Source organism: Nocardia sp. CDC160 (assembly GCF_035818795.1).
In the GTDB taxonomy this organism is placed as follows: Bacteria; Actinomycetota; Actinomycetes; order Mycobacteriales; family Mycobacteriaceae; genus Nocardia.
In genome coordinates this window covers 65,601-84,363 of the sequence record NZ_JAYKYT010000001.1, presented here as the reverse complement: position 1 = coordinate 84,363, position 18,763 = coordinate 65,601, and the positions used below count along the sequence as shown (strand labels likewise).

Below are 18,763 nucleotides of genomic sequence, written 5' to 3'. Positions count from 1 at the left end.
TTCAGGCGGCCTTGAGGATGCCGCCGTCGATGACGTAGTCCGCGCCATTGATGATGGCCGCCCGCTCGGAGGCCAGGAAGGTCACCAGCGCGGCCACCTCCGCGGGTTCGGCAATGCGGCCCGAGGCGATATCGAACTGTGTGGCAATGGCATTCAGGAACTGTTCCTGGCTCACCCCGTTGGCCGCGGCGAGCTTCGCGCCGATGTGATCGGGTCCGCGCCAGATATCGGTTCCGACCGGCCCGGGCGATACGGTGTTCACCCGCACGCCCCGCGGTCCGAACTCCTCGCTGAGCCGCTTGCCGAAGTTGGTGAGCGCGGCCTTGGCCTCGCTGTAGCCGACCGGACCGACGGCCGGAATGCGCGCATTGATCGAGGACACGGTCAGCACCGCGCCGCGCCGCTCGATAATGCTCGGCAGCGCCGCGCGCGTGGTGGCCACGACCCCGAACAGGTTGAGGTCGAACAGCTTTCGCCACTGCTCGTCCGGGGTCTCCAGGAAGCCGCCGAGGTTCAACTGGTCCGGATCGCCGCCGCCGACATTGTTGACCAGGATGTCGATGCCGCCCACCGCGGCCAATGCCGCCTCGACCGCCGAGACCGCGCCCTCGGTGGTGCTGAGATCGGCGGAAACGGTTGCGGCCGTGACCTTTTCCAACCCGGGCGAGATATTGCGGGCGACGCCGACAACCCGCACCCCCTCGGCATCGAGCGCTTCGGCGATGGCCAATCCGATGCCCCGGCTCGCGCCGGTGACGAGTGCGGTCTTGCCGTTGAGTCCGAGATCCATGATCCGTACCTTTCTTGAACTGTAGGTCAAAAACTAGGGCCGAAGAAAGGGCCGCGAGCCGCGGCCCTGGGAATCAGAGGAGTGACAGTGTGGTGTCGATAATTCGGTAGAGCGCCTCGGTATCCGACACCTTGACGTTGATACGAAGTCCGCCAATGGTATTCATGATGAACTCGGCGAACGCTCGAGTGTCCAGGTCGGCCCGGACATCGCCGTCCCGCCGCCCCCGGTCGAGCCGCTCGGCGAGCGTCTCGACCATATGCTCGTGGGCCTCCCGCACGGCCTTGGTGGCCGCGTCGTCGTGTCCCCCGAGCTCGATGGCGGTGTTCACCACCAGGCAGCCCCGCGGCGTCCCATGCTCCAGATCGCTGTCCACGACCCAGCGCATCCAGGCGTAGAGGCGTTCGCGGGTCGTACCCGGTTGCGACAACATCTCTTTCGCCAGCGTCGTGCCCATCCGGTCGTACTTGGCCATGGCCAGATCGAACAACTCCCGCTTGCTCCCGAAGCTGTTGTACAGACTGCCCTTGCCGATCCCGGTCGCTTCGGCCAACTGCGCGGGCGAGCATCCCGCGTAGCCATGGGTCCAGAACGCCTCCATCGCGCGATCCACCACCGTGTCCGCGTCGAAGTTGCGTGGCCTGCCCATGCTTCGAGCCTAGATTGTTTTGGACCTAGGGGTCAAGAATTTCTGTGGCAATAATCGATCGCATGAAACGCAAGCTGCTCCGCGGCGGCGCGGTGACCCTGGTGCTGTTGGTCCTGACCTGGATCGGGCTGTACGTGCTGATGAACTCTCGGACGTATCAGGTGGCGGGCCGCCTGGTGCCGCGCGTGGACACCAGCGACAAGGTCGTGGCGCTCACCCTCGACGACGGCCCCAGCGAGCGCACCCCGGAGATCCTGAAAACCCTTGCCGACGCGGGTATTCCGGCCACGTTCTATCTCATCGGCGGTGAACTGGCCGCCCATCCCGACCAGGGTCGCGCGATCGCCGAGTCCGGCAATGAGATCGGTAACCACACCTATCACCATCAACGCATGATCTTCGTGACCCCGGGCTTCGTGCGCGACGAGGTCGAGCGCACCGACGCCGAGATCGCCAAGACCGGCTACCGGGGCCCGATCACCTTCCGCCCGCCCAATGGCAAGAAGCTCTTCGCGCTGCCCTGGTACCTGTCCAAGCACAATCGCATCACCGTCACCTGGGATGTCGAGCCCGACTCGGGGAAGACGCCGACCACGGACGAGATCGTGGACGAGACGCTGTCGAAGGTGCGTCCGGGCTCGATCATCCTCTTGCACACCATGTACGCGACCGGTGCGCCGTCCCTGGCCGCCATTCCCCGCATCGCGCAGGGCCTGAAGGACAAGGGCTACCGCTTCGTCACCGTCTCCCAATTGCTTTCGCACTAGCGCCGAGGAAACACGAACGGCCCGTGTCCTTTCCGGACACGGGCCGTTCGACTGGGAGCCGTGACTACAGCGCCTTGAGCTCCTCGGTGACCGCACCGACGGACTTCTTGGCGTCGCCGAACAGCATGGAGGTGTGGTCGGCGTAGAACAGCGGGTTGTCGATTCCGGCGAAGCCGGAGTTCATCGACCGCTTGAGGACGATGACCGACTTGGCCTGGTCGACGTTCAACACAGGCATGCCGTAGATCGGCGAGGAGGCGTCCTCGCGGGCGGCCGGGTTGGTGACGTCGTTCGCGCCGATGACCAAGGCCACGTCGGTGCGGGCGAATTCGCCGTTGATGTCGTCCATTTCCTTCATGGCGTCGTAGGAGACCTCGGCCTCGGCCAGCAGCACGTTCATGTGGCCGGGCATACGACCGGCGACCGGGTGAATCGCGTATTTGACCTCGACGCCCTTGGCCTCGAGCAGCGCCGCCATCTCCTTGACCGCATGCTGGGCCTGCGCGACGGCCATGCCGTAGCCGGGCACCACGATGACCTGGTTGGCATACGCCATCTGGATCGCGGCGTCGGCGGCCGAGGTCGCCTTGGCCTGCTTCTGCTCGCCGCCACCGGACGCGCCGGGAGCCGTTCCGCCGCCACCGAATCCACCCGCGACGATGGCCGGGATGGACCGGTTCATGGCCTTGGCCATGAGGTTGGTCAGGATGGTGCCGGACGCGCCGACGATCATGCCCGCCACGATCATGGCGGTGTTGTTGAGCGCCAAACCCGCTGCGGCGGCGGACAAACCGGTGAGCGCGTTGAGCAGGGAGATGACCACGGGCATGTCCGCGCCACCGATGGGCAGCACGACCATCAGGCCGAGGATGCCCGCGAGCACCAGCAGCGCGATCATCCAGTACTGCGGCACCCCGGTGTCGGTCGCGCCGATGCCGATCACCACGGCCGCGGCGATCGCACCGGCCAGCAGCAGCAGGTTCAGCGGCTGCTGCAGCTTGCCGACCGTGATCGGCTTGCCCGACAACAGTTCCTGCAGCTTGGCGAAGGCGATGACCGAGCCCCAGAACGACACCGAACCGATGATCGCCGCGAACAGCGAGGCGATCACGATGTGCACGGTCGGCTGCTCATCGGCCGGGAAGTGCGAAAAGCCCTTGGTATCGAGGAATTCCGACCACGCGATCAACGCGACGGTGCCGCCACCGACGCCGTTGAACGCCGCGACCAGCTGCGGCATGGCCGTCATCTTGGTGAACCGCGCGGGCGGAACACCCAGGGCCACACCGACAATCAGGCCCGCGACGATCAGAATCCAGTTGGTGGTGTCGCGAATGGAGATGAAGGTCGCGATCACGGCGATGGCCATGCCGACCGCGGCGATCCAGTTGCCGCGCACCGCGGTCTTGGGGCCGGTCAGGCCCATCAGACCGTAGATGAACATCGCGAAGGCGACGATGTAGAGGATATTGACCAGATTGTCCATGGCTTACTTGCCCGCCTTCTCACTCGCGGCGGGCTTCTTGGCCTTGAACATGCCCAGCATGCGGTCGGTCACCACGAAACCACCGATGACGTTCAGGGTTCCGAACACGACGGCGACGAACAGGATGATCTTCATCAGGATCGAGGGGTGTTCGACCTTGCCGAACACCACCAGCGCGCCCAGCACCACGATGCCGTGAATGGCGTTGGTGCCCGACATCAGCGGGGTGTGCAAGGTGTTGGGCACCTTGGAGATCACGGCGAACCCGACGAACCCCGACAGCACGAGGATCGCGATATTCGCCAGCAGTTGGGTGTACATCAGGCTTCCACCTCACGTGTCACGCAGGAATCCGCCAGCACCTGGTCCTCGAAATCCGGTGCCAGCGCACCGTCCTCGAGCATGAGTTCGAGCAGGGCGGCGATGTTCTTGGAGTACAGCTCGCTGGCGTGCTCCGGCATGGTGGCCGGAAGGTTCAGCGGCGAGGCGATGGTGACGCCATGGCGCACAACGGTTTTACCGGGTTCGGTCAATTCGCAGTTACCGCCGGTCTCCCCGGCCAGATCCACGATCACGCTGCCGGGCTTCATGCCCTCCACGGCAGCGGCGGTCACCAGGCGCGGGGCCGGGCGACCGGGCACCAGCGCGGTGGTGATCACCACGTCGAAGCCCTTGATGGCATCTTCCAAAGCCTGCTGCTGCGCGGCCTTTTCGTCATCGGTGAGCTCACGGGCATACCCGCCTTCACCGGCGGCGTCGATGCCCAGATCCAGCCACTGCGCACCGACCGAACGCACCTGGTCGGCGACCTCGGGACGCACGTCGTAACCGGTGGTGCGACCACCGAGGCGCTTGGCGGTGGCCAGGGCCTGCAGACCGGCCACGCCCACACCGAGCACGAGTACGGTGGCGGGCTTCACCGTGCCCGCGGCGGTGGTCAACATGGGGAAGAATCGAGTGGATTCGCTGGCGGCCAGCAGCACGGCCTTGTATCCGGCCACGTTCGCCTGCGAGGACAGCGCGTCCATCACCTGGGCGCGGGAAATACGCGGAATCGCTTCCACGGCAAAGGCTTGCACGCCCGCGGCCTTCAAGGCACCGATCTTGGTGTCGGCATTGCGGGGCGCGAGGAATCCGATCAGGGTCTGACCGGAGCGTAGCTTGGCGATCTCATTGTCATTGGGCGGAGCGACCTTCACGACCACATCGGCGGCGTACGGATCACCCAGCGTGGCACCGGCTTCGGTGTACGCCTCGTCGGGAATCAACGCGCCCAGACCGGCACCGGCCTCGACGATCACCTCCACACCCTGCTTCAACAGGGCGGGAATGATCTTCGGCACCAATGCGACGCGTCGTTCGTCCGGGTTCGTCTCACGAACCACTCCGACGCGCGCACCGCGGGGCGCAGCGGTCTGTGCGCTCTGCGTTGTGTCCACTTGTCAAACTTCCTTCTCGTGGTGAGCCCAGGCCACCCTGTCGGTATGGGCCGAATCACCGGTCCAACGGTGGGCCGAACTTACTTTGCGGTAAGTTCGTGAGAATTCTCGCAACTGTACCTGGTTCGCGGTGAGCGTAGCCGAGATGCCCATCACATGGTGTGGCGAGAAAACCGGACAACTCCATGCTCGGCCGGGGTTCCATCGTGTACAAGCACGAACATATCCCTGCTGTTACTTACCGGTAGGTGTGTTTCCAGTTGGGCCCGTGTCGGGGTCGTGTAGGGGGTGTCGCACATCACTTGTACGCCGTAATGTCTGGACTGTGAGTGGCTGCATCTTCTGCCGGATCATCGCGGGCGAGGCACCCGCGACCAGAATCCACGAGGACGACGATCTGCTGGCGTTCCTCGACATCCGGCCGATCACCCGCGGGCACACCCTGGTGATCCCCAAGCGTCACGCCACCGACCTCGACGAACTCGATCCGGCCATGGGTGCGCGGCTGTTCGCCTTCGGCCATCGCCTGGCCAAGTCCATGCGCCGCGCCGGACTCGACGCCGACGGCGCGAACCTGCTGATCAATGACGGCAAGGCCGCCTTTCAGACGGTGCATCACGTGCACCTGCACGTCATTCCGCGCCACGACGGCGACATCCTTCGGTTCGCCCGGGGTTTCGTGCTGCGTCGCCCGCACGACACCGAGCGCACCGCCGCAGCACTGCGATCCGGGCTGGACCGGCTCGCCGAGGAAGAAAGGGAGACCACCGCATGACCGACACGGTGCCCGACCGCGCCGAGATCACGGCCCTCTTATCCGACCAGTGGGACGCCCTTACCCGGCTGGTGGACGGCCTGGACGAAAACGGCTGGCGCACGGCCTCACCGCTGCCGGGCTGGACGGTGTTCGATGTGCTCGCCCACGTGATCGGCGTCGAATCGATGCTGCTGGGCGAACCGACCCCCGAGATAGCGGTGTCCGGCGATCACATTCGCAATGAGATCGGCACGCTGAACGAGAAGTGGATCGCGGCGCTGCGCCCGCTCACCGGTTCCCAACTGCTGGAACGGTTCCTGGACGTCACCGGACGCCGACTGAAGGCGCTCGAGCAGACCACCCCGGAGGCGTGGGCCGAGCTCGTGCCGACCCCGGTGGGCATGGCCCCCTACGGCCGATTCATGCGCATTCGCCTGTTCGACTGCTGGATGCACGAGCACGATATCGCCGACGCGCTGGGCGTTTCCGTCGACGAGGGCGGATCGCGCGGCGCGGCGGCCTTCGCCGAACTGCTCCCGGCGCTGGGCCGGGCCGCGGTCAAGGGCGCCGGTGCGCCGGACGGTGCGCGGATCACCATCGAGGTCACCGGGCCGGTGCCGCGGTCGCTGCACCTCGCGGTCGACGGCGGCCGGGCGAATCTGGTCGAATCCCTCGACGCCCCGGCCACGGTCGTGATCACCCTGGGCTCCGGCCTCTTCGCCCGCCTGCGCGGCGGCCGGGTCGCGGTCGACGACCACGCGGGCGAGATCACCATCACCGGTGACACCGACCTCGGCAATCGCCTGGTCCACAGCCTGGCCTTCACCATCTGATGCGACTGTTCCTGTCCAGCTACCGCTTCGGCGCTCATCAGCAGCGCCTGCTCGCCATGGTCGGGGAGCCCGGCCGGGTGGCCGTCATCGCCAATGCCTGCGATGCCTGGCCCTCGGCCTGGCAGGGCGCGGTCACCAGTGACCTGGTTCCCCTGCGCCGCTTGGGTTTCCAGCCCGAGGTGTTCGATCTGCGCGAATACATCGGCCGCCCCGCCGAGGTCGAGGAGCGGCTGCGCGAGTACCCGGCGGTGTGGGTGCGCGGCGGCAATACCTTCGTGCTGCGCGCCCAATTCGCCCGCAGCGGAGCCGATCTCGCGCTGCGCACCCTCCTGGCCGAGGACGCCCTGGTCTACGCGGGCTACAGCGCCGGTGCCTGCGTCATGACCCCGGACCTGCACGGCATCGAGGCGATGGACGACCCGAACGAGGTCCGCACCGCCTGCGGCATCGAACCCCGCTGGGACGGACTGGGTCTCGTCGACCGCCGCATAGTCCCGCACCTGGACTCACCCACCGACCCGGAGGGCCTGTCCCGAAAACTGGTGCGCGAGTATATCGCCGCGGGAGTCCCGCACTGGGCGCTCACCGACGACCACGTGGTCGTAGTCGACGGTGAGCGCACCGAGGTCTTGATTTGACGCTCCGGGGGTTTCAGGGGCGAAGCCCCTGAGAGTTACGAGAGTTGTTATTTCCCTTTGTGGCGAATGCCGTGGCCCAGAGCCACGGCCGCCGCGCCGAACGCGCCGATCGCCAGCGTCGCGAAGCTGGCGACGTACGCGCCCTCGGTCGGCACCTTGTTCGGGCCGAGGTGCAGCACGTGCGCGGTCAGAATCGAGCCCGTCACCGCACCCGCGATCGAACCACCGGCGGTGCGCACCAGCGAGTTGATGCCCGAGGCGATACCGCTCTCGCTCATCGGAACATGCTGCACGGCAAGGCTGCCCAACGCGGCATAGCCGATGCCGAAGCCCGTGCCCTGCAGGATCTGCGCAATGACCATGTCGTAGCCGTGATCGTGCGAGAGCGCCAGCCAGCCCATGGACAGACCGGCGAAGACCGAGCCGATGGCCAGCGTGTAGGCCGGGCCGATCTTGGCCGAGATGCGGCCGGTATTGAACGAGAAGAACGTCATGAGCGCCGCACTCGGAATGCCGTACAGGCCAACGGAGAGCACGGTCCCGGACAGGCCGTAGCCGACCTTGTCCTGCGGTGTCTGAATGAAGTTCGACACCAGCGAGAACGCGCCGAACATGGAGAAGCCCAGCAGCGCCGAGGCGACATTCGCCGACAGCGACTGCGGCCCGACCAGCAGCTGCAGCCGCACCAGCGGCTGTTCCACCTTGAGCTCCACGAACACCCAGATCGCGGCCAGCACCGCGGCGGCCACGAACAGCCCGATGACCGAGCCGGAACCCCAGCCCCAGCGCGGTCCCTCGCTGATACCCAGCAACAGGCAGATCAACAGGGCGGCCAGCAGCGCCGCGCCGATGAAGTCGGGCTTGCCGCCGTGGCGCACGCCATTGTTCTTGGCGCTCACCTGAATCAGCACGGTGGCGATCACGCCCAGACCCGCGGTCAGCCAGAAGACCGGGTGCGGATCGGTAGTGTGGTCGGCGATGACGCCGGTGGCCAGCAGGCCGACGGTGCCGCCGACGCCCATGGTGCCGGACACGATTCCGATTGCGCCGACCAGTCTTTCGCGCGGGAAGGTGTCGCGAATGATGCCGATGGCCAGCGGGATCATGGCCGCGGAGATGCCCTGCAGCGCCCGGCCCGCGATGTATACCGGCAGCGTGGTGGCGAAGGCGCAGATGACCGAGCCCGCGATGAGCACGCCCATGGCGACCATGACCATGGGCTTCTTGCCGTACATGTCGCCGAAGCGGGAAAGCAACGGGGTGGCAACCGCACCCGACAGCAGGGCGGCGGTGAACAGCCAGGTGACACCGGCGACATCGGTGTGCAGCTGGGTGATGAAGCGCGGCAGCAGCGGAATCACGACGGTCTGCTGCAGCGATACGACCAGACCGGCCGCACACAGCGCGAGCAGGGTGAGACCCAGATGGGACTTCGAGTGATCGTCGGGTTTGGTCCCGTCGACCTGACCGACGGCGGTCGTAGTCATGCGGCGATCCTTTGGTTTACTTACCAAAATTAAGTAAATGGGTTTCGTAAGATAACCACATGCCGCGACCGGAAGCCACAGCCGCCACCGAAGTTGACTCAGGTCACATCGTCGACCTCGAGCGCGCGCTGGCCCGTGTCGCGTATCTGCTGACCCGGGTGCGACGCCACGATCAGGCCATGGTGCGGTGCGGAGTGACCATGGATCGGGCCAGCGTGCCGCTGCTGCGGCTGCTCGCCGACGCGGACGAGCCGATGCGCTTGGGGGAGTTGGCGACCCGGCTCGATGTGGAGGCCCCGCATGTGAGCCGCCAGATCCAGCGGTTGGAGAAGGCCGGGTTCGTGGAGCGGGTCGCGGACCCGGACGACCGTCGCGCCCAACGGGTTCGACCGACCGCCTCGGGCATCCGCGCGGTCGAGGCGATTCGCGAGGTGCTGCGCGGCTGGATGCGCGACGCCCTCGCGGACTGGAGTTCCGAGGATTTGAAGCAGCTCGCCGTGCTCAACCACCGCATGGTCGACGCCTTCCTCGATCACGCCGAGATCATCGGCGACTTCGGCGCGACGGCGCGGGAACGGGCCTAGCGGTCCACGAGCGCCTGCGGAGAGGTGGCGACGGCGCGAGCGCCCCAGGCGCACAACAGCATTGCCAGCAGCGGCACTGTCATCGCGGCGGTGAGCGGCACCGCCTTGTCGAGCCAGCCGATAATGGCCGGTCCCGCCAGCAATCCCAGGTAGCCGAGCCCGAACACGCGCGACATGTCGGTGGCGGAGTTCGTCGAGCCGAGATTCCCGGCGGCCGTGAAGACCTGCGGCACGCCGCCGGACAGCCCGATGCCGCACAGCGCCCAACCCAGGACGGTCAGCGGCAACCAGCCGGACGCCACGATCAGCCCGAAACCCATGGCCGCCAGCAGCGTTCCCCAGCGCACGATCGCGACTCGGCCGAATCGCCCGCTGACCCGGTCGGCCGCGAAGCGGCCCAGGGTCATGGTGAGGGAGAAGCCCGTGAACGCCAGGGCCGCGGTGCCCGCGTCGACTCCGAGCCGGTCCTTCACTTGCAGCGCACTCCAATCCGCGGCCACACCCTCGGCCATCAGCAGCGCGAACGCGATCAGGCCGAGTACCAGCACCTTTCGCCCGGTTCGCCGAGATGCGGACGGTGAATCGGACGAATCGGACATGGCTGACCTGGGTGGTGTGCCAATGGTCGATTCGATCGGGCTCGGTGGAAAGTGCTGGGCTGCCGCGACATCGGTCGTGTTCGTCTTCGAATGCGCTTCGTGGGGGAGCAGGCGGGGGGTGGCGGTGGCGACGGTGGTGAGGCCGAAGGCGGTGGCGAGGAGGAAGGTGAGGTGCAGGGGCCAGTGGGCGTGTTGGGTGGCCGCGCCGAGGGCGGAGCCGAGGAAGCCGCCGCAGGAAAAGAAGGCGTGGAAGGCGGACATGATGGGGCGCGGGTATTCGCGCTCGATGTGGACGGCCTGGGCGTTCATGGAGACGTCGATCGCGCCATTGCCGAAACCGAAGGCGCACAGGGCCAGTCCGAGGGTGGCGGGGGAGACGGCGAACGCGGGGCCGAGCAGGGCCAGGCAGAGCAGGGTGGCGGCGGTCGCGGTGAGGGCACGGCTGCCGAAGCGGTCCGCCAAGGGCCCGGCGGCCTGCATGCCACCGATGGCGCAGGCCGCCATGAGCAGTATGAGCATGCCCAGGGTCGTCGGGGTGACGCCGGTGCGGGCGGTGACCGCCGGGATGTGCACGATCCAGACGGCCGAGAGCATCCCATTGAGGCCGAACACCGCGAACAGCGCCACGCGGGCCATGCGGATCTGGGGAGCGGGCGTCGTAGCGGCCATCGATACGACGCTACCGGGTGCACCCGGCAACTCCCCGTTCTTCACCCCTTCGCGGCCTCGTCGACGCTCCGGGCTGTGATCCGAACCTTGTGCGGTACAACCTGTTTGATACCTATTTTAGGTGCGGGCACCGACAAGTTACGCGTCCGCGGTGACCGACCACACACCCGAAATCGCCGCCTCGCGCGCATAGTCGGCGAAGTCGCGGGCCTCGCGGCCGAGGGCCCGGCGCACCCCGTCGGTGACGGGTGAATTGCGCCCGTCGAGCACGGTCCCGAACAGGTAGTCGAGCAGGCTGATCTCGTCGGTGGGCACACCGGAGGCGGTCAGCGCGGCCACGAAATCGGTTCGGGTGAGCGGGGTGTAGACGATCTCGCGTCCGGACGCCGCCGCGATCTCGGCCACCGCCTGGCCGAAGGAGATCGATCGCGGACCGGTCAATTCGTAGACCTCGCCCGCGTGCCGGTCGTCGACCAGCGCGGCCGCCGCCACCTCGGCGATATCGCCCGCATCGACGAACGGCTCGGGCACGTCCCCGACCGGCAGCGCCAATTCACCGGCGCGGAGGAATTCGGCGAAGGCGCCCTCGTCGAAGTTCTGGGCGAAGAAGGCGCACCGCACGATGGTCCAGGTCAGGCCCGAATCCCGCACGATCGCTTCGCATTCCAGGGCCTGGGGCTCGCCGCGCCCGGACAGCAGCACGATCTTGCGCACGCCCGCCGCGACGGCCGCGGCGGTGAAGGCCTTGATGTCCGCTGGTACGCCGGGCACCGCCAGATCGGGTTGGTAGGACAGGTACACGCTGTCGATTCCGGCCAGCGCGGCCGCCCAGGTAGCGCGGTCGGACCAGTCGAACGGGATTGCGGCCGAGCGTGAACCGGACCGCACGGGCACGCCGCGCGCGCTCAACAGCTCGGCCACCCGACGTCCGGTCTTTCCGGTCGCGCCGAGCACGAGAACGGTGTTTGCGCTGCTGGGAACGTTATCGGTGATCATGTATCGAGTACATCGGGATTCGGCGAGCGCGAACATGGTTGAGAAGCGCCCGGGCATTTGCCATCGTCTACAGGTATGGATGCGTTGGCCAGCCTGCTCGAAGGACCACGCGCACGAGCGGCGTTCGTGATGCGCTCATCGTTCGACCCGCCGTGGTCGCTGCGCATCCGCGACGAAGCCCCGCTGACACTGGTGGCGGTGGTGCGCGGCGGCGGCTGGGTGATGCCGGACCCCAAGGGCGGCAAGCCGGTTCCGCCGCGGCAGCTGCGCACCGGCGATATCGCCATCTTCCGGGGGCCCGACCACTACACGATGGCCGACGATCCGGCGACCGAGCCGCAGGTGCTCATCGAACCCGGCAATGTCACCACCACCCTGGACGGCGAAGTGCTGTGCGAGGCACTGAGTCTGGGCGTGCGCAGCTGGGGCACCAGCGCCGACGCCACGACCGTGCTGGTGACCGGAACCTACGAGCACGAGTCCGCCGCCAGCCGCCGCCTGCTGCGCGCCCTGCCGCCGGTCGCGGTGCTCTCGCGCGGTGAAATCGATTCCCGCGTATTGGATCTGCTGGTCGACGAGTCCGCCAAGGACCTGCCCGCCCAGGGCGCCATGCTGGATCGACTATTGGATCTGCTGCTCATCGCCGCCCTGCGCGCCTGGTTCTCCCGCTCCGACGCCCCCGCCTGGTATCACGCCTACGGCGATCCGCTGGTCGGCAAGGCCCTGCGGCTCATGCAGCACAATCCGGCCCATCCGTGGACGGTCGCCGCGCTGGCCTCCGAGGTCGGCGTCTCCCGGGCGGCCCTGGCGCGCCGCTTCACCGAACTCGTCGGCGAACCGCCCATGTCCTTCCTCACCGACTGGCGACTGGCCCTGGCCGCGGACCTGCTGCACGAATCCGACGCCACCCTGGAATCCATTGCCCGCCGCGTCGGCTACGGCAGCGCCTTCGCCCTGTCCACCGCCTTCAAACGCCACTACGGCATCAGCCCCCGCGACCACCGCGCCACCCCCGACGAACGTTCCGCCTGACCGGGGACCACGCGCCGGATCGGGCGGGTTATGGTCGCGGGGTGACGCAGGAGACTGGATATCCGGTGCTGTGGCCCGTGCCGACGCGCTGGGCCGACAACGACCACTACGGGCACGTGAACAACGTGACGTACTACGCGTACTTCGACACGGCCGTGAACGCCTTCCTGATTCACGCCTCCGGCACCGATATCCGCGACCTACCCGCCATCGGCATTGTCGCGGAGACCTCCTGCAAGTTCCTGGACTCGCTGAGCTTCCCGGACATGTTGCAGGTGGGCATTCGCGTGGCTCGGCTGGGCAACTCCAGCATCAGCTACGAACTCGCCATCTTCCGCGACACCGGGGACAGCCTGCAGTTGGCCGCCACCGGCACCTTCGTGCACGTCTACGTGGACGAGGTGACCCGCAAGCCGGTGCCGATTCCGGCCGAGATCCGCGCGGCGGTGGAACCGCTCGTGGTCACCGCCGGAGCCGAACGCTGAATCGGACGCGGGGCTAGACCCGGCCGAGCAGGGTCAGCGGATCCTCCAGCAGCGCGGCCACACTCGCCAGGAAGCGCGAGCCCTGCTCACCGTCGATCATTCGGTGGTCGAAGCTCAGACCCAGGCTGGTCACCCAGCGCACCGCCAGTTCGTCGCGATGCACCCACGGGCGCTTGCGGATCGAGCCCAGGCACAGAATCGCCCCCTCGCCTGGATTCACCAGCGGCACACCGGTATCCACGCCGAAGACGCCCACATTGGTGATGGTGAAGGTGCCCCCGGTGAGATCGGCGGGGGTGGCGGTCCCGGCGCGCGCCTTGGCGGCGGCTCCGGCGATCTCGAGGCAGATGTCGCGCAGTGTGAAGCCCTGTGCCTCCTTGAGATTCGGCACCAGCAGGCCGCGCTCGGTGGCCACGGCGACGCCGAGATTCACGTAGTGCTTGGTAATGATCTCCTGGTTCTCCTCGTCCCAGCAGGAGTTGATCTCCGGGAACTCGGTGAGCGCCGCCAGTGTTGCCCGCGCGACCAGGGACAGCGGCGTGAGGGTCAGGCCGGTGAAGCTGGGCGTGGCCCGCAGATGCTCGAGCAACTCCATGGACGCGGTGAAATCCGTGGTCACGAAGGCGCTGGCCTGCGGAATGTGCTGGGCGCTGGCCACCATGGCCGCGGCGGTCCGTTTGCGGATACCGGCGATGGGCGTGCGGGTCTCCCGCTCGGCCGGGGTGGTGCGGGCACCGGCGGGGTGCATGGGCGCCACCTCCGGGGCCGCGGTGGGGAGCGCGGACAGGGTGGCGGGCGGCGGCGGGGTGTGGATCGGAATATGGCCGGAGCCAAGGGATTCCGGCCGCATGCCGTGCAGATCCTCCACGGTGACCGCGCCCTGCGGGCCGGTGCCGATGACGGCGGCCAGGTCGATTCCGATCTCGCGGGCCAGTTTTCGCGCCGCCGGGGTGGCGGCGGGACGGCCCGCCGGGGCCGAGGAGCCCAGTCCCTCCGGACCGTCGGAACCCATGGCCCGCCCCGCCGTGGCTGCCGCGTCACCGGTTTTCGCGGCGCGCGCCCGGCGGGAGATCGGTTCACTGCTGGGTCCGTAACCCACGAGCACGGATTGGCGCTCGGACGGTGCTTCCTCGGTCGTACTCTTCGCGGCCGTGTCGGTACTCGCGGCGGCGGCCGAGCCGATTCGAATGAGTGGCGCACCCACCGGAACCGTCTCGCCCGGCTGCGCCAGCAGTTCCAGCACCGTGCCCGCGTACGGGCTCGGCAACGCCACCTGCGCCTTCGCGGTCTCCACCTCGGCGATGACCTGGTTCAAGGCCACCGTGTCGCCCACCGCGACCGCCCACGACACCAATTCCGCGTCCGCCAAGCCCTCGCCGAGATCGGGCAAACGGAATTCCTGGACCTGCTGCTGATCTTCCACCGGGCTTTCCTCCGGATAACGGGTAGGCGGCGTAACGGTTAGGCGGCGAGCGTGCGATCGACCGCGGCCAGAATGCGATCGGGGTCGGGCAGGTGGTGCCGTTCGAGTTTAGCCGGGGGATAGGGGATGTCGAAGCCACCGACGCGCAATACCGGCGATTCCAATTGGTAGAAGCAGCGTTCGGTGATGCGCGCCGCGATTTCCGCTCCCAGCCCGGCGAATACGGGCGCCTCGTGCACCACGATCAATCGTCCGGTTTTGCGCACCGAGGTTTCGATGGTGTCGAAATCGATGGGGGACAGGCTGCGCAGATCGATCACCTCGATCGAATGTCCTTCCGAGGCCGCGATATCGGCCGCGGTCAGGGCGGTGGCCACGGTGCCGCCGTAGGCGACGATGGTGGCGTCCGCGCCGCTGGCGCAGACCCGCGCCTGATCCAGGGCCAGGCCGCCGTCCCGGTCGAGGCGATCGAAGTCCACCTCGGTCTTGTCCCAATAGCGGCGTTTGGGCTCGAAGAAGATCACCGGATCGTCCAGCGCGATGGCCTGGCGAATCATCAGATACGCGTCGGCCGGATTGCTCGGCGAGACCACCCGCAGTCCCGCGGTGTGCGCGAAATACGCCTCCGGGGATTCCGAATGGTGTTCCACCGAACCGATCCCGCCCCCGCAGGGAATGCGAATGGTGATGGGCGCGACCACCTTTCCGCGCGTGCGGAAATGGATTTTCGCGACCTGCGCGACAATCTGGTCGAATGCCGGATAGACGAATCCGTCGAACTGGATTTCACAGACCGGCCGCAGTCCCCGCAAGGCCATTCCGAAAGCCGTTCCCACGATTCCGGATTCGGCCAGCGGGGTATCGATCACCCGGTTGTTCCCGAAGTCCTTCTGCAGGGTGTCGGTGACCCGGAAGACCCCGCCGAGACGGCCGATGTCCTCACCCATGAGCACGACCTTGGGATCGTCCTCGAGGGCGCGGCGCAGTCCGTAGTTGATGGCTCCCGCGAACGTGGTCTTCATTGTCCCGCTCCCTCCAGGTAGGCGGTGTATTCCCGGCGTTCCTCCTCGATCAGCCGATGCGGGGTGGCGTACACGTGGTCGAACAGTTCGGTGGGTTCCGGATCCGGCATGGTGAGGGTGGCGCCGCGCAGCCGGGCCGCCACGTCGTCGGCCCGCTCGGTCACCGCCGCCTCGAAGGCGCTGTCCCACAGCTCTTCTCGCTCCAGGAGCCGTCGGAGTCGGTCGATGGGATCGCGCTGTTTCCAGAGCTCGAGTTCCATATCGGTGCGGTAGCGGGTCGGATCGTCGGCGGTGGTGTGCGGACCCATCCGATAGGTGATGGCCTCGATGAAGCTGGGCCCGGCCCCGGCACGCGCGTGCGCGATGGCCTGTCGGGTGACCGCCAGCACGGCCAGCGCGTCATTGCCGTCCACCTGGATTCCGGGAATGCCGTAGCCGAGCGCGCGGCGGGCGATGGGTGTGGCGCTCTGCACGCGCACGGGTTCGCTGATGGCCCAATGGTTGTTCTGGCAGAAGAACACCACGGGCGCCGACCAGCTCGCGGCGAAGCCCAGCGCCTCGGCGATATCGCCCTGACTGGTCGCGCCGTCGCCGAAGTAGGCGATGGTGGCGATCTCCGCGCCCTCGAGATGGGCCGCGTAGGCGTACCCGGTGGCGTGTAAACCCTGCGCGCCGACCACGATCGCGGGATTGGTCATCTTGACCGCGTCGGCATCCCAGCAGGAATGCGCGACCCCGCGCCAGAGCCGGGTCAGATCCTCGGGTGCGACACCGCGGCAGTAGGCGACGCCCGCCTCGCGGTAGCTGCAGAACACATAGTCGTCGGGATGCAGGGCGTGGGCCGAGCCGATCTGGGCGGCCTCCTGGCCGAGCAGCGGGGGCCAGAGTCCGAGCTGGCCCTGGCGTTGCAGGGCGGTGGCCTCGGTATCGATGCGGCGAGCCACGACCATATCGGTGTACATGGCGCGCAGGCGATCACCATCGACATCGGCGACCAGCGGGGCGTGAATGCGATCGTGGACGCGGCGGCCGTCGGGTTGTACGAGCTGCACCGGATAGGTGTTCTTCTCGGGCATGGATATCGCCTCCTGACACCGGGTGACACCGGGATCGCCGAGGGATTGTGTCCCGTGGGCAAATCGGTGTGTGTCCTGTAACACACAGCATCCTCCGGCTGGCTATCTGCGCAAGTATGGCGCGCCGAACTGTGCAGAATGCTCGGTCGAGGGCCGGTCGCGAGTGTCATACTGACCCCCATGAGCAGCAGGGAGCCCATTTCTGCCCCGCTGGACGCCACCGATGCCCGCCTGTTGCTGGAGCTGGTGGCCAACCCCCGGGCGACCGGTGTCGAACTGGCCGCGCGGCTGGGTCTCTCCCGCAATACCGTGCAGGCCAGACTGGCCCGCTGGGAGGCGAGCGGGGTGCTGTCGAGCTTCGAGCGCCGGGTCGATCCGCGCGCCCTGGGCTATCCGCTGGCGGCCTTCGTGGCGGTGGTCGTGGATCAACACCGACTCGACTCGGTGGTAGCCGAATTGGCCGAGATCCCGGAGGTCACCGAGGTCTGCGGCATGACCGGGCCGACGGATCTGACCGTGCGCGTGGTCGCCGCCGATGCCGACGACCTCTATCGGCTGACGGGAACCATTTTGAAGATCCCGGGGGTCGAGCGCACGAACATGGCACTGGTCATGCGGTCGCTGGTCGGGCCGCGCATCACCCCGCTCTTGGATCGGCTGGCCGCCAATGGTTCGGCCCGACCCGGGGTAGATGCCGACCGACTCTGAGGCCGACCGATTCTGATGCCGAATGGCGAAATTCAGTCCAGTTTCGGCGGATTGGCCGCTGACCGCGGGGCGACTGGACCGCGACGATGACTCGATGAGCACCAGCGTCACCACCACCCCGACGGTCGAGAGCGCGCCCGCGGCGGGTATCGGAGCGCCGATCGGGGCCGGAATCGTCACCGCCCTGGTCGGATTCACGAGTTCCTTCGCGGTGGTGCTGGCCGGTCTGACCGCCATGGGAGCCACCTCGGCCCAGGCCGCGTCCGGCCTGCTGGCGGTCTGCGTGACGCAGGCGATCGGCATGATCGTGCTCAGCCGCCGCTACCGCATGCCCATCACACTGGCCTGGTCCACGCCGGGCGCGGCGCTGCTGGCCAGCACCGGGGCGATCACCGGCGGCTGGGCCGCGGCGGTCGGCGCGTTCGCGGTGGCGGGCGCGCTCATCGTGCTGACCGGATTCTGGCAGCGGCTGGGTGCTTTGATCGCGGCGATTCCGGTGGAGATCGCGCAGGCCATGCTCGCCGGGGTGCTGCTGCCCATCTGCATCGCGCCGGTGAAGGCGCTGCCGGTGAGTCCGGCGGTCGTGGTGCCGGTCATCGCCACCTGGCTGGTGCTGCAGCGCTTCGCGCCGCGCTGGTCGGTGCTGGCCGCGTTCGCGGTGGCGGCGGTCGGGGCGGGCATCGATATCGCGGTGACGCATCGCCGCCTCGATGTCTCGGCCATGGTGCCCCGCGTGGAATGGACTGTGCCGCACTGGAGTTGGCAGGCCATGATCGGCGTTGCCATTCCGCTCTACATCGTCACCATGGCGGCGCAGAACATTCCGGGCACCGCGGTCATGAAGACCTTCGACTATCAGGTGCCCTGGCGGGCCGCCATGACGGTCACCGGTTTGGGCACGGTGCTCGGCGCGGCGGCGGGTGGGCATGCCATCAATCTGGCCGCCATCAGCGCCGCCCTGTCCGCGGCGCCGTCGGCGCATCCGGACCCCAAGCGCCGCTGGATCGCCGCGTTCACGGCGGGCTGCGCGTACCTCGTGCTCGCCCTGGCCTCCGGCGCACTCGTCACGCTGGTGGCCGCCGCGCCCAAGGGCGTCCTGGAAACCGTTGCGGGACTTGCCCTCATCGCCACCCTGGCCGGTGCGCTGACCGCCGCGCTCACCCCGGCGGCCCACCGCTCGGCCGCCGCCCTCACCTTCCTGGTGGCGGCCTCGGGCATCAGCCTGCTCGGTATCGGCGCGGCCTTCTGGGCGCTGGCCGCCGGTCTGGTGGTGCGCTGGTTCCTACCCCCGGCCAAAGCCTGAGCGCCGGTACTAGGGTGAGG

The 18,763-nt window shown here is 67.8% G+C and carries 20 protein-coding genes; 9 read left to right on the top strand and 11 right to left on the bottom strand.

The features are described from left to right. Nucleotide 1 precedes the first annotated feature (1 nt). A complete protein-coding gene (locus VMT40_RS00425) occupies nt 2–790 on the bottom strand; it encodes an SDR family oxidoreductase (protein ID WP_326356003.1) in 789 nt (262 codons plus the stop codon). Nucleotides 791–863: 73 nt separating this feature from the next. Beyond that, on the bottom strand, nt 864–1,439 hold the full coding sequence (locus VMT40_RS00420) for a TetR/AcrR family transcriptional regulator (protein ID WP_326356002.1): 576 nt from the start codon (nt 1,437–1,439) through the stop codon (nt 864–866). Nucleotides 1,440–1,501: 62 nt separating this feature from the next. On the opposite strand from VMT40_RS00420, the gene VMT40_RS00415 reads away from it, so the two are divergent. Further along, nucleotides 1,502–2,206, top strand: coding sequence for a polysaccharide deacetylase family protein (locus VMT40_RS00415; RefSeq protein WP_326356000.1), 705 nt, complete (start codon nt 1,502–1,504; stop codon nt 2,204–2,206). A 64-nt stretch (nt 2,207–2,270) separates the two neighbouring features. Here the strand turns inward: VMT40_RS00415 and VMT40_RS00410 are convergent, their stop codons facing one another. The 3 genes from VMT40_RS00410 to VMT40_RS00400 are packed head-to-tail and all read right to left on the bottom strand — an operon-like array spanning nt 2,271 to nt 5,131. After that, entirely contained in the window at nt 2,271–3,692 is a 1,422-nt protein-coding gene (locus VMT40_RS00410) for an NAD(P)(+) transhydrogenase (Re/Si-specific) subunit beta (protein WP_326355999.1), read from the bottom strand. Between the two features lie 3 nt (nt 3,693–3,695). Next, complete coding sequence (locus VMT40_RS00405) at nt 3,696–4,013, bottom strand: NAD(P) transhydrogenase subunit alpha (protein ID WP_326355998.1); 318 nt, start codon at nt 4,011–4,013, stop codon at nt 3,696–3,698. Then, nucleotides 4,013–5,131, bottom strand: coding sequence for a Re/Si-specific NAD(P)(+) transhydrogenase subunit alpha (locus VMT40_RS00400; RefSeq protein WP_326355997.1), 1,119 nt, complete (start codon nt 5,129–5,131; stop codon nt 4,013–4,015). Before VMT40_RS00400 ends, VMT40_RS00405 begins: the two co-directional genes overlap by 1 nt. Before the next feature lie 325 nt (nt 5,132–5,456). Between VMT40_RS00400 and VMT40_RS00395 the strand changes: the two genes are divergently transcribed. From VMT40_RS00395 to VMT40_RS00385, 3 genes are read left to right on the top strand one after another with little or no spacing between them, the layout of a single operon-like run. Beyond that, entirely contained in the window at nt 5,457–5,906 is a 450-nt protein-coding gene (locus VMT40_RS00395) for an HIT family protein (protein ID WP_326355996.1), read from the top strand. After that, the gene (locus tag VMT40_RS00390; protein ID WP_326355995.1) at nt 5,903–6,721 is read left to right on the top strand and encodes a maleylpyruvate isomerase family mycothiol-dependent enzyme; all 819 of its coding nucleotides are present in this window, start codon (nt 5,903–5,905) and stop codon (nt 6,719–6,721) included. The genes VMT40_RS00395 and VMT40_RS00390 overlap by 4 nt, the downstream gene beginning before the upstream one ends. Then, nucleotides 6,721–7,359 carry a Type 1 glutamine amidotransferase-like domain-containing protein gene (locus VMT40_RS00385; protein ID WP_326355994.1) on the top strand — a complete coding sequence of 213 codons (639 nt, stop codon included), beginning with the start codon at nt 6,721–6,723 and terminating at the stop codon, nt 7,357–7,359. Before VMT40_RS00390 ends, VMT40_RS00385 begins: the two co-directional genes overlap by 1 nt. A gap of 47 nt (nt 7,360–7,406) precedes the next feature. Here VMT40_RS00385 and VMT40_RS00380 read toward each other — a convergent pair whose 3' ends face one another. Continuing rightward, the gene (locus VMT40_RS00380; protein WP_326355993.1) at nt 7,407–8,846 is read right to left on the bottom strand and encodes an MFS transporter; all 1,440 of its coding nucleotides are present in this window, start codon (nt 8,844–8,846) and stop codon (nt 7,407–7,409) included. Nucleotides 8,847–8,905: 59 nt separating this feature from the next. On the opposite strand from VMT40_RS00380, the gene VMT40_RS00375 reads away from it, so the two are divergent. Continuing rightward, the gene (locus VMT40_RS00375; protein WP_326355991.1) at nt 8,906–9,430 is read left to right on the top strand and encodes a MarR family winged helix-turn-helix transcriptional regulator; all 525 of its coding nucleotides are present in this window, start codon (nt 8,906–8,908) and stop codon (nt 9,428–9,430) included. On the opposite strand, the gene VMT40_RS00370 is transcribed toward VMT40_RS00375, so the two are convergent. Next, nucleotides 9,427–10,698: an MFS transporter gene (locus VMT40_RS00370; RefSeq protein WP_326355990.1), complete on the bottom strand. Its 1,272-nt coding sequence runs from the start codon at nt 10,696–10,698 to the stop codon at nt 9,427–9,429. The genes VMT40_RS00375 and VMT40_RS00370 overlap by 4 nt on opposite strands. 138 nt (nt 10,699–10,836) lie before the next feature. After that, nucleotides 10,837–11,694 (bottom strand): NAD(P)H-binding protein, encoded by an 858-nt coding sequence (locus tag VMT40_RS00365; RefSeq protein ID WP_326355989.1) that lies wholly within the window; start codon nt 11,692–11,694, stop codon nt 10,837–10,839. A 75-nt stretch (nt 11,695–11,769) separates the two neighbouring features. Between VMT40_RS00365 and VMT40_RS00360 the strand changes: the two genes are divergently transcribed. Further along, entirely contained in the window at nt 11,770–12,726 is a 957-nt protein-coding gene (locus tag VMT40_RS00360) for an AraC family transcriptional regulator (RefSeq protein ID WP_326355988.1), read from the top strand. A gap of 41 nt (nt 12,727–12,767) precedes the next feature. Continuing rightward, complete coding sequence (locus VMT40_RS00355) at nt 12,768–13,211, top strand: acyl-CoA thioesterase (RefSeq protein WP_326355987.1); 444 nt, start codon at nt 12,768–12,770, stop codon at nt 13,209–13,211. Between the two features lie 13 nt (nt 13,212–13,224). Here VMT40_RS00355 and VMT40_RS00350 read toward each other — a convergent pair whose 3' ends face one another. From VMT40_RS00350 to pdhA, 3 genes are read right to left on the bottom strand one after another with little or no spacing between them, the layout of a single operon-like run. After that, a complete protein-coding gene (locus tag VMT40_RS00350) occupies nt 13,225–14,634 on the bottom strand; it encodes a dihydrolipoamide acetyltransferase family protein (protein ID WP_326355986.1) in 1,410 nt (469 codons plus the stop codon). A 38-nt stretch (nt 14,635–14,672) separates the two neighbouring features. Beyond that, nucleotides 14,673–15,656, bottom strand: a complete 984-nt coding sequence (locus VMT40_RS00345; RefSeq protein ID WP_326355985.1) for an alpha-ketoacid dehydrogenase subunit beta — start codon at nt 15,654–15,656, stop codon at nt 14,673–14,675. Next, nucleotides 15,653–16,732 carry a pyruvate dehydrogenase (acetyl-transferring) E1 component subunit alpha gene (gene pdhA, locus VMT40_RS00340; protein WP_326355984.1) on the bottom strand — a complete coding sequence of 360 codons (1,080 nt, stop codon included), beginning with the start codon at nt 16,730–16,732 and terminating at the stop codon, nt 15,653–15,655. The genes VMT40_RS00345 and pdhA overlap by 4 nt, the downstream gene beginning before the upstream one ends. A 180-nt stretch (nt 16,733–16,912) precedes the next feature. Between pdhA and VMT40_RS00335 the strand changes: the two genes are divergently transcribed. Both VMT40_RS00335 and VMT40_RS00330 read left to right on the top strand, forming a co-directional pair. After that, nucleotides 16,913–17,440: an Lrp/AsnC family transcriptional regulator gene (locus VMT40_RS00335; RefSeq protein WP_326355983.1), complete on the top strand. Its 528-nt coding sequence runs from the start codon at nt 16,913–16,915 to the stop codon at nt 17,438–17,440. 94 nt (nt 17,441–17,534) lie between these two features. After that, entirely contained in the window at nt 17,535–18,743 is a 1,209-nt protein-coding gene (locus VMT40_RS00330) for a benzoate/H(+) symporter BenE family transporter (RefSeq protein ID WP_326355982.1), read from the top strand. The last annotated feature ends 20 nt before the right edge of the window (nt 18,744–18,763 follow it).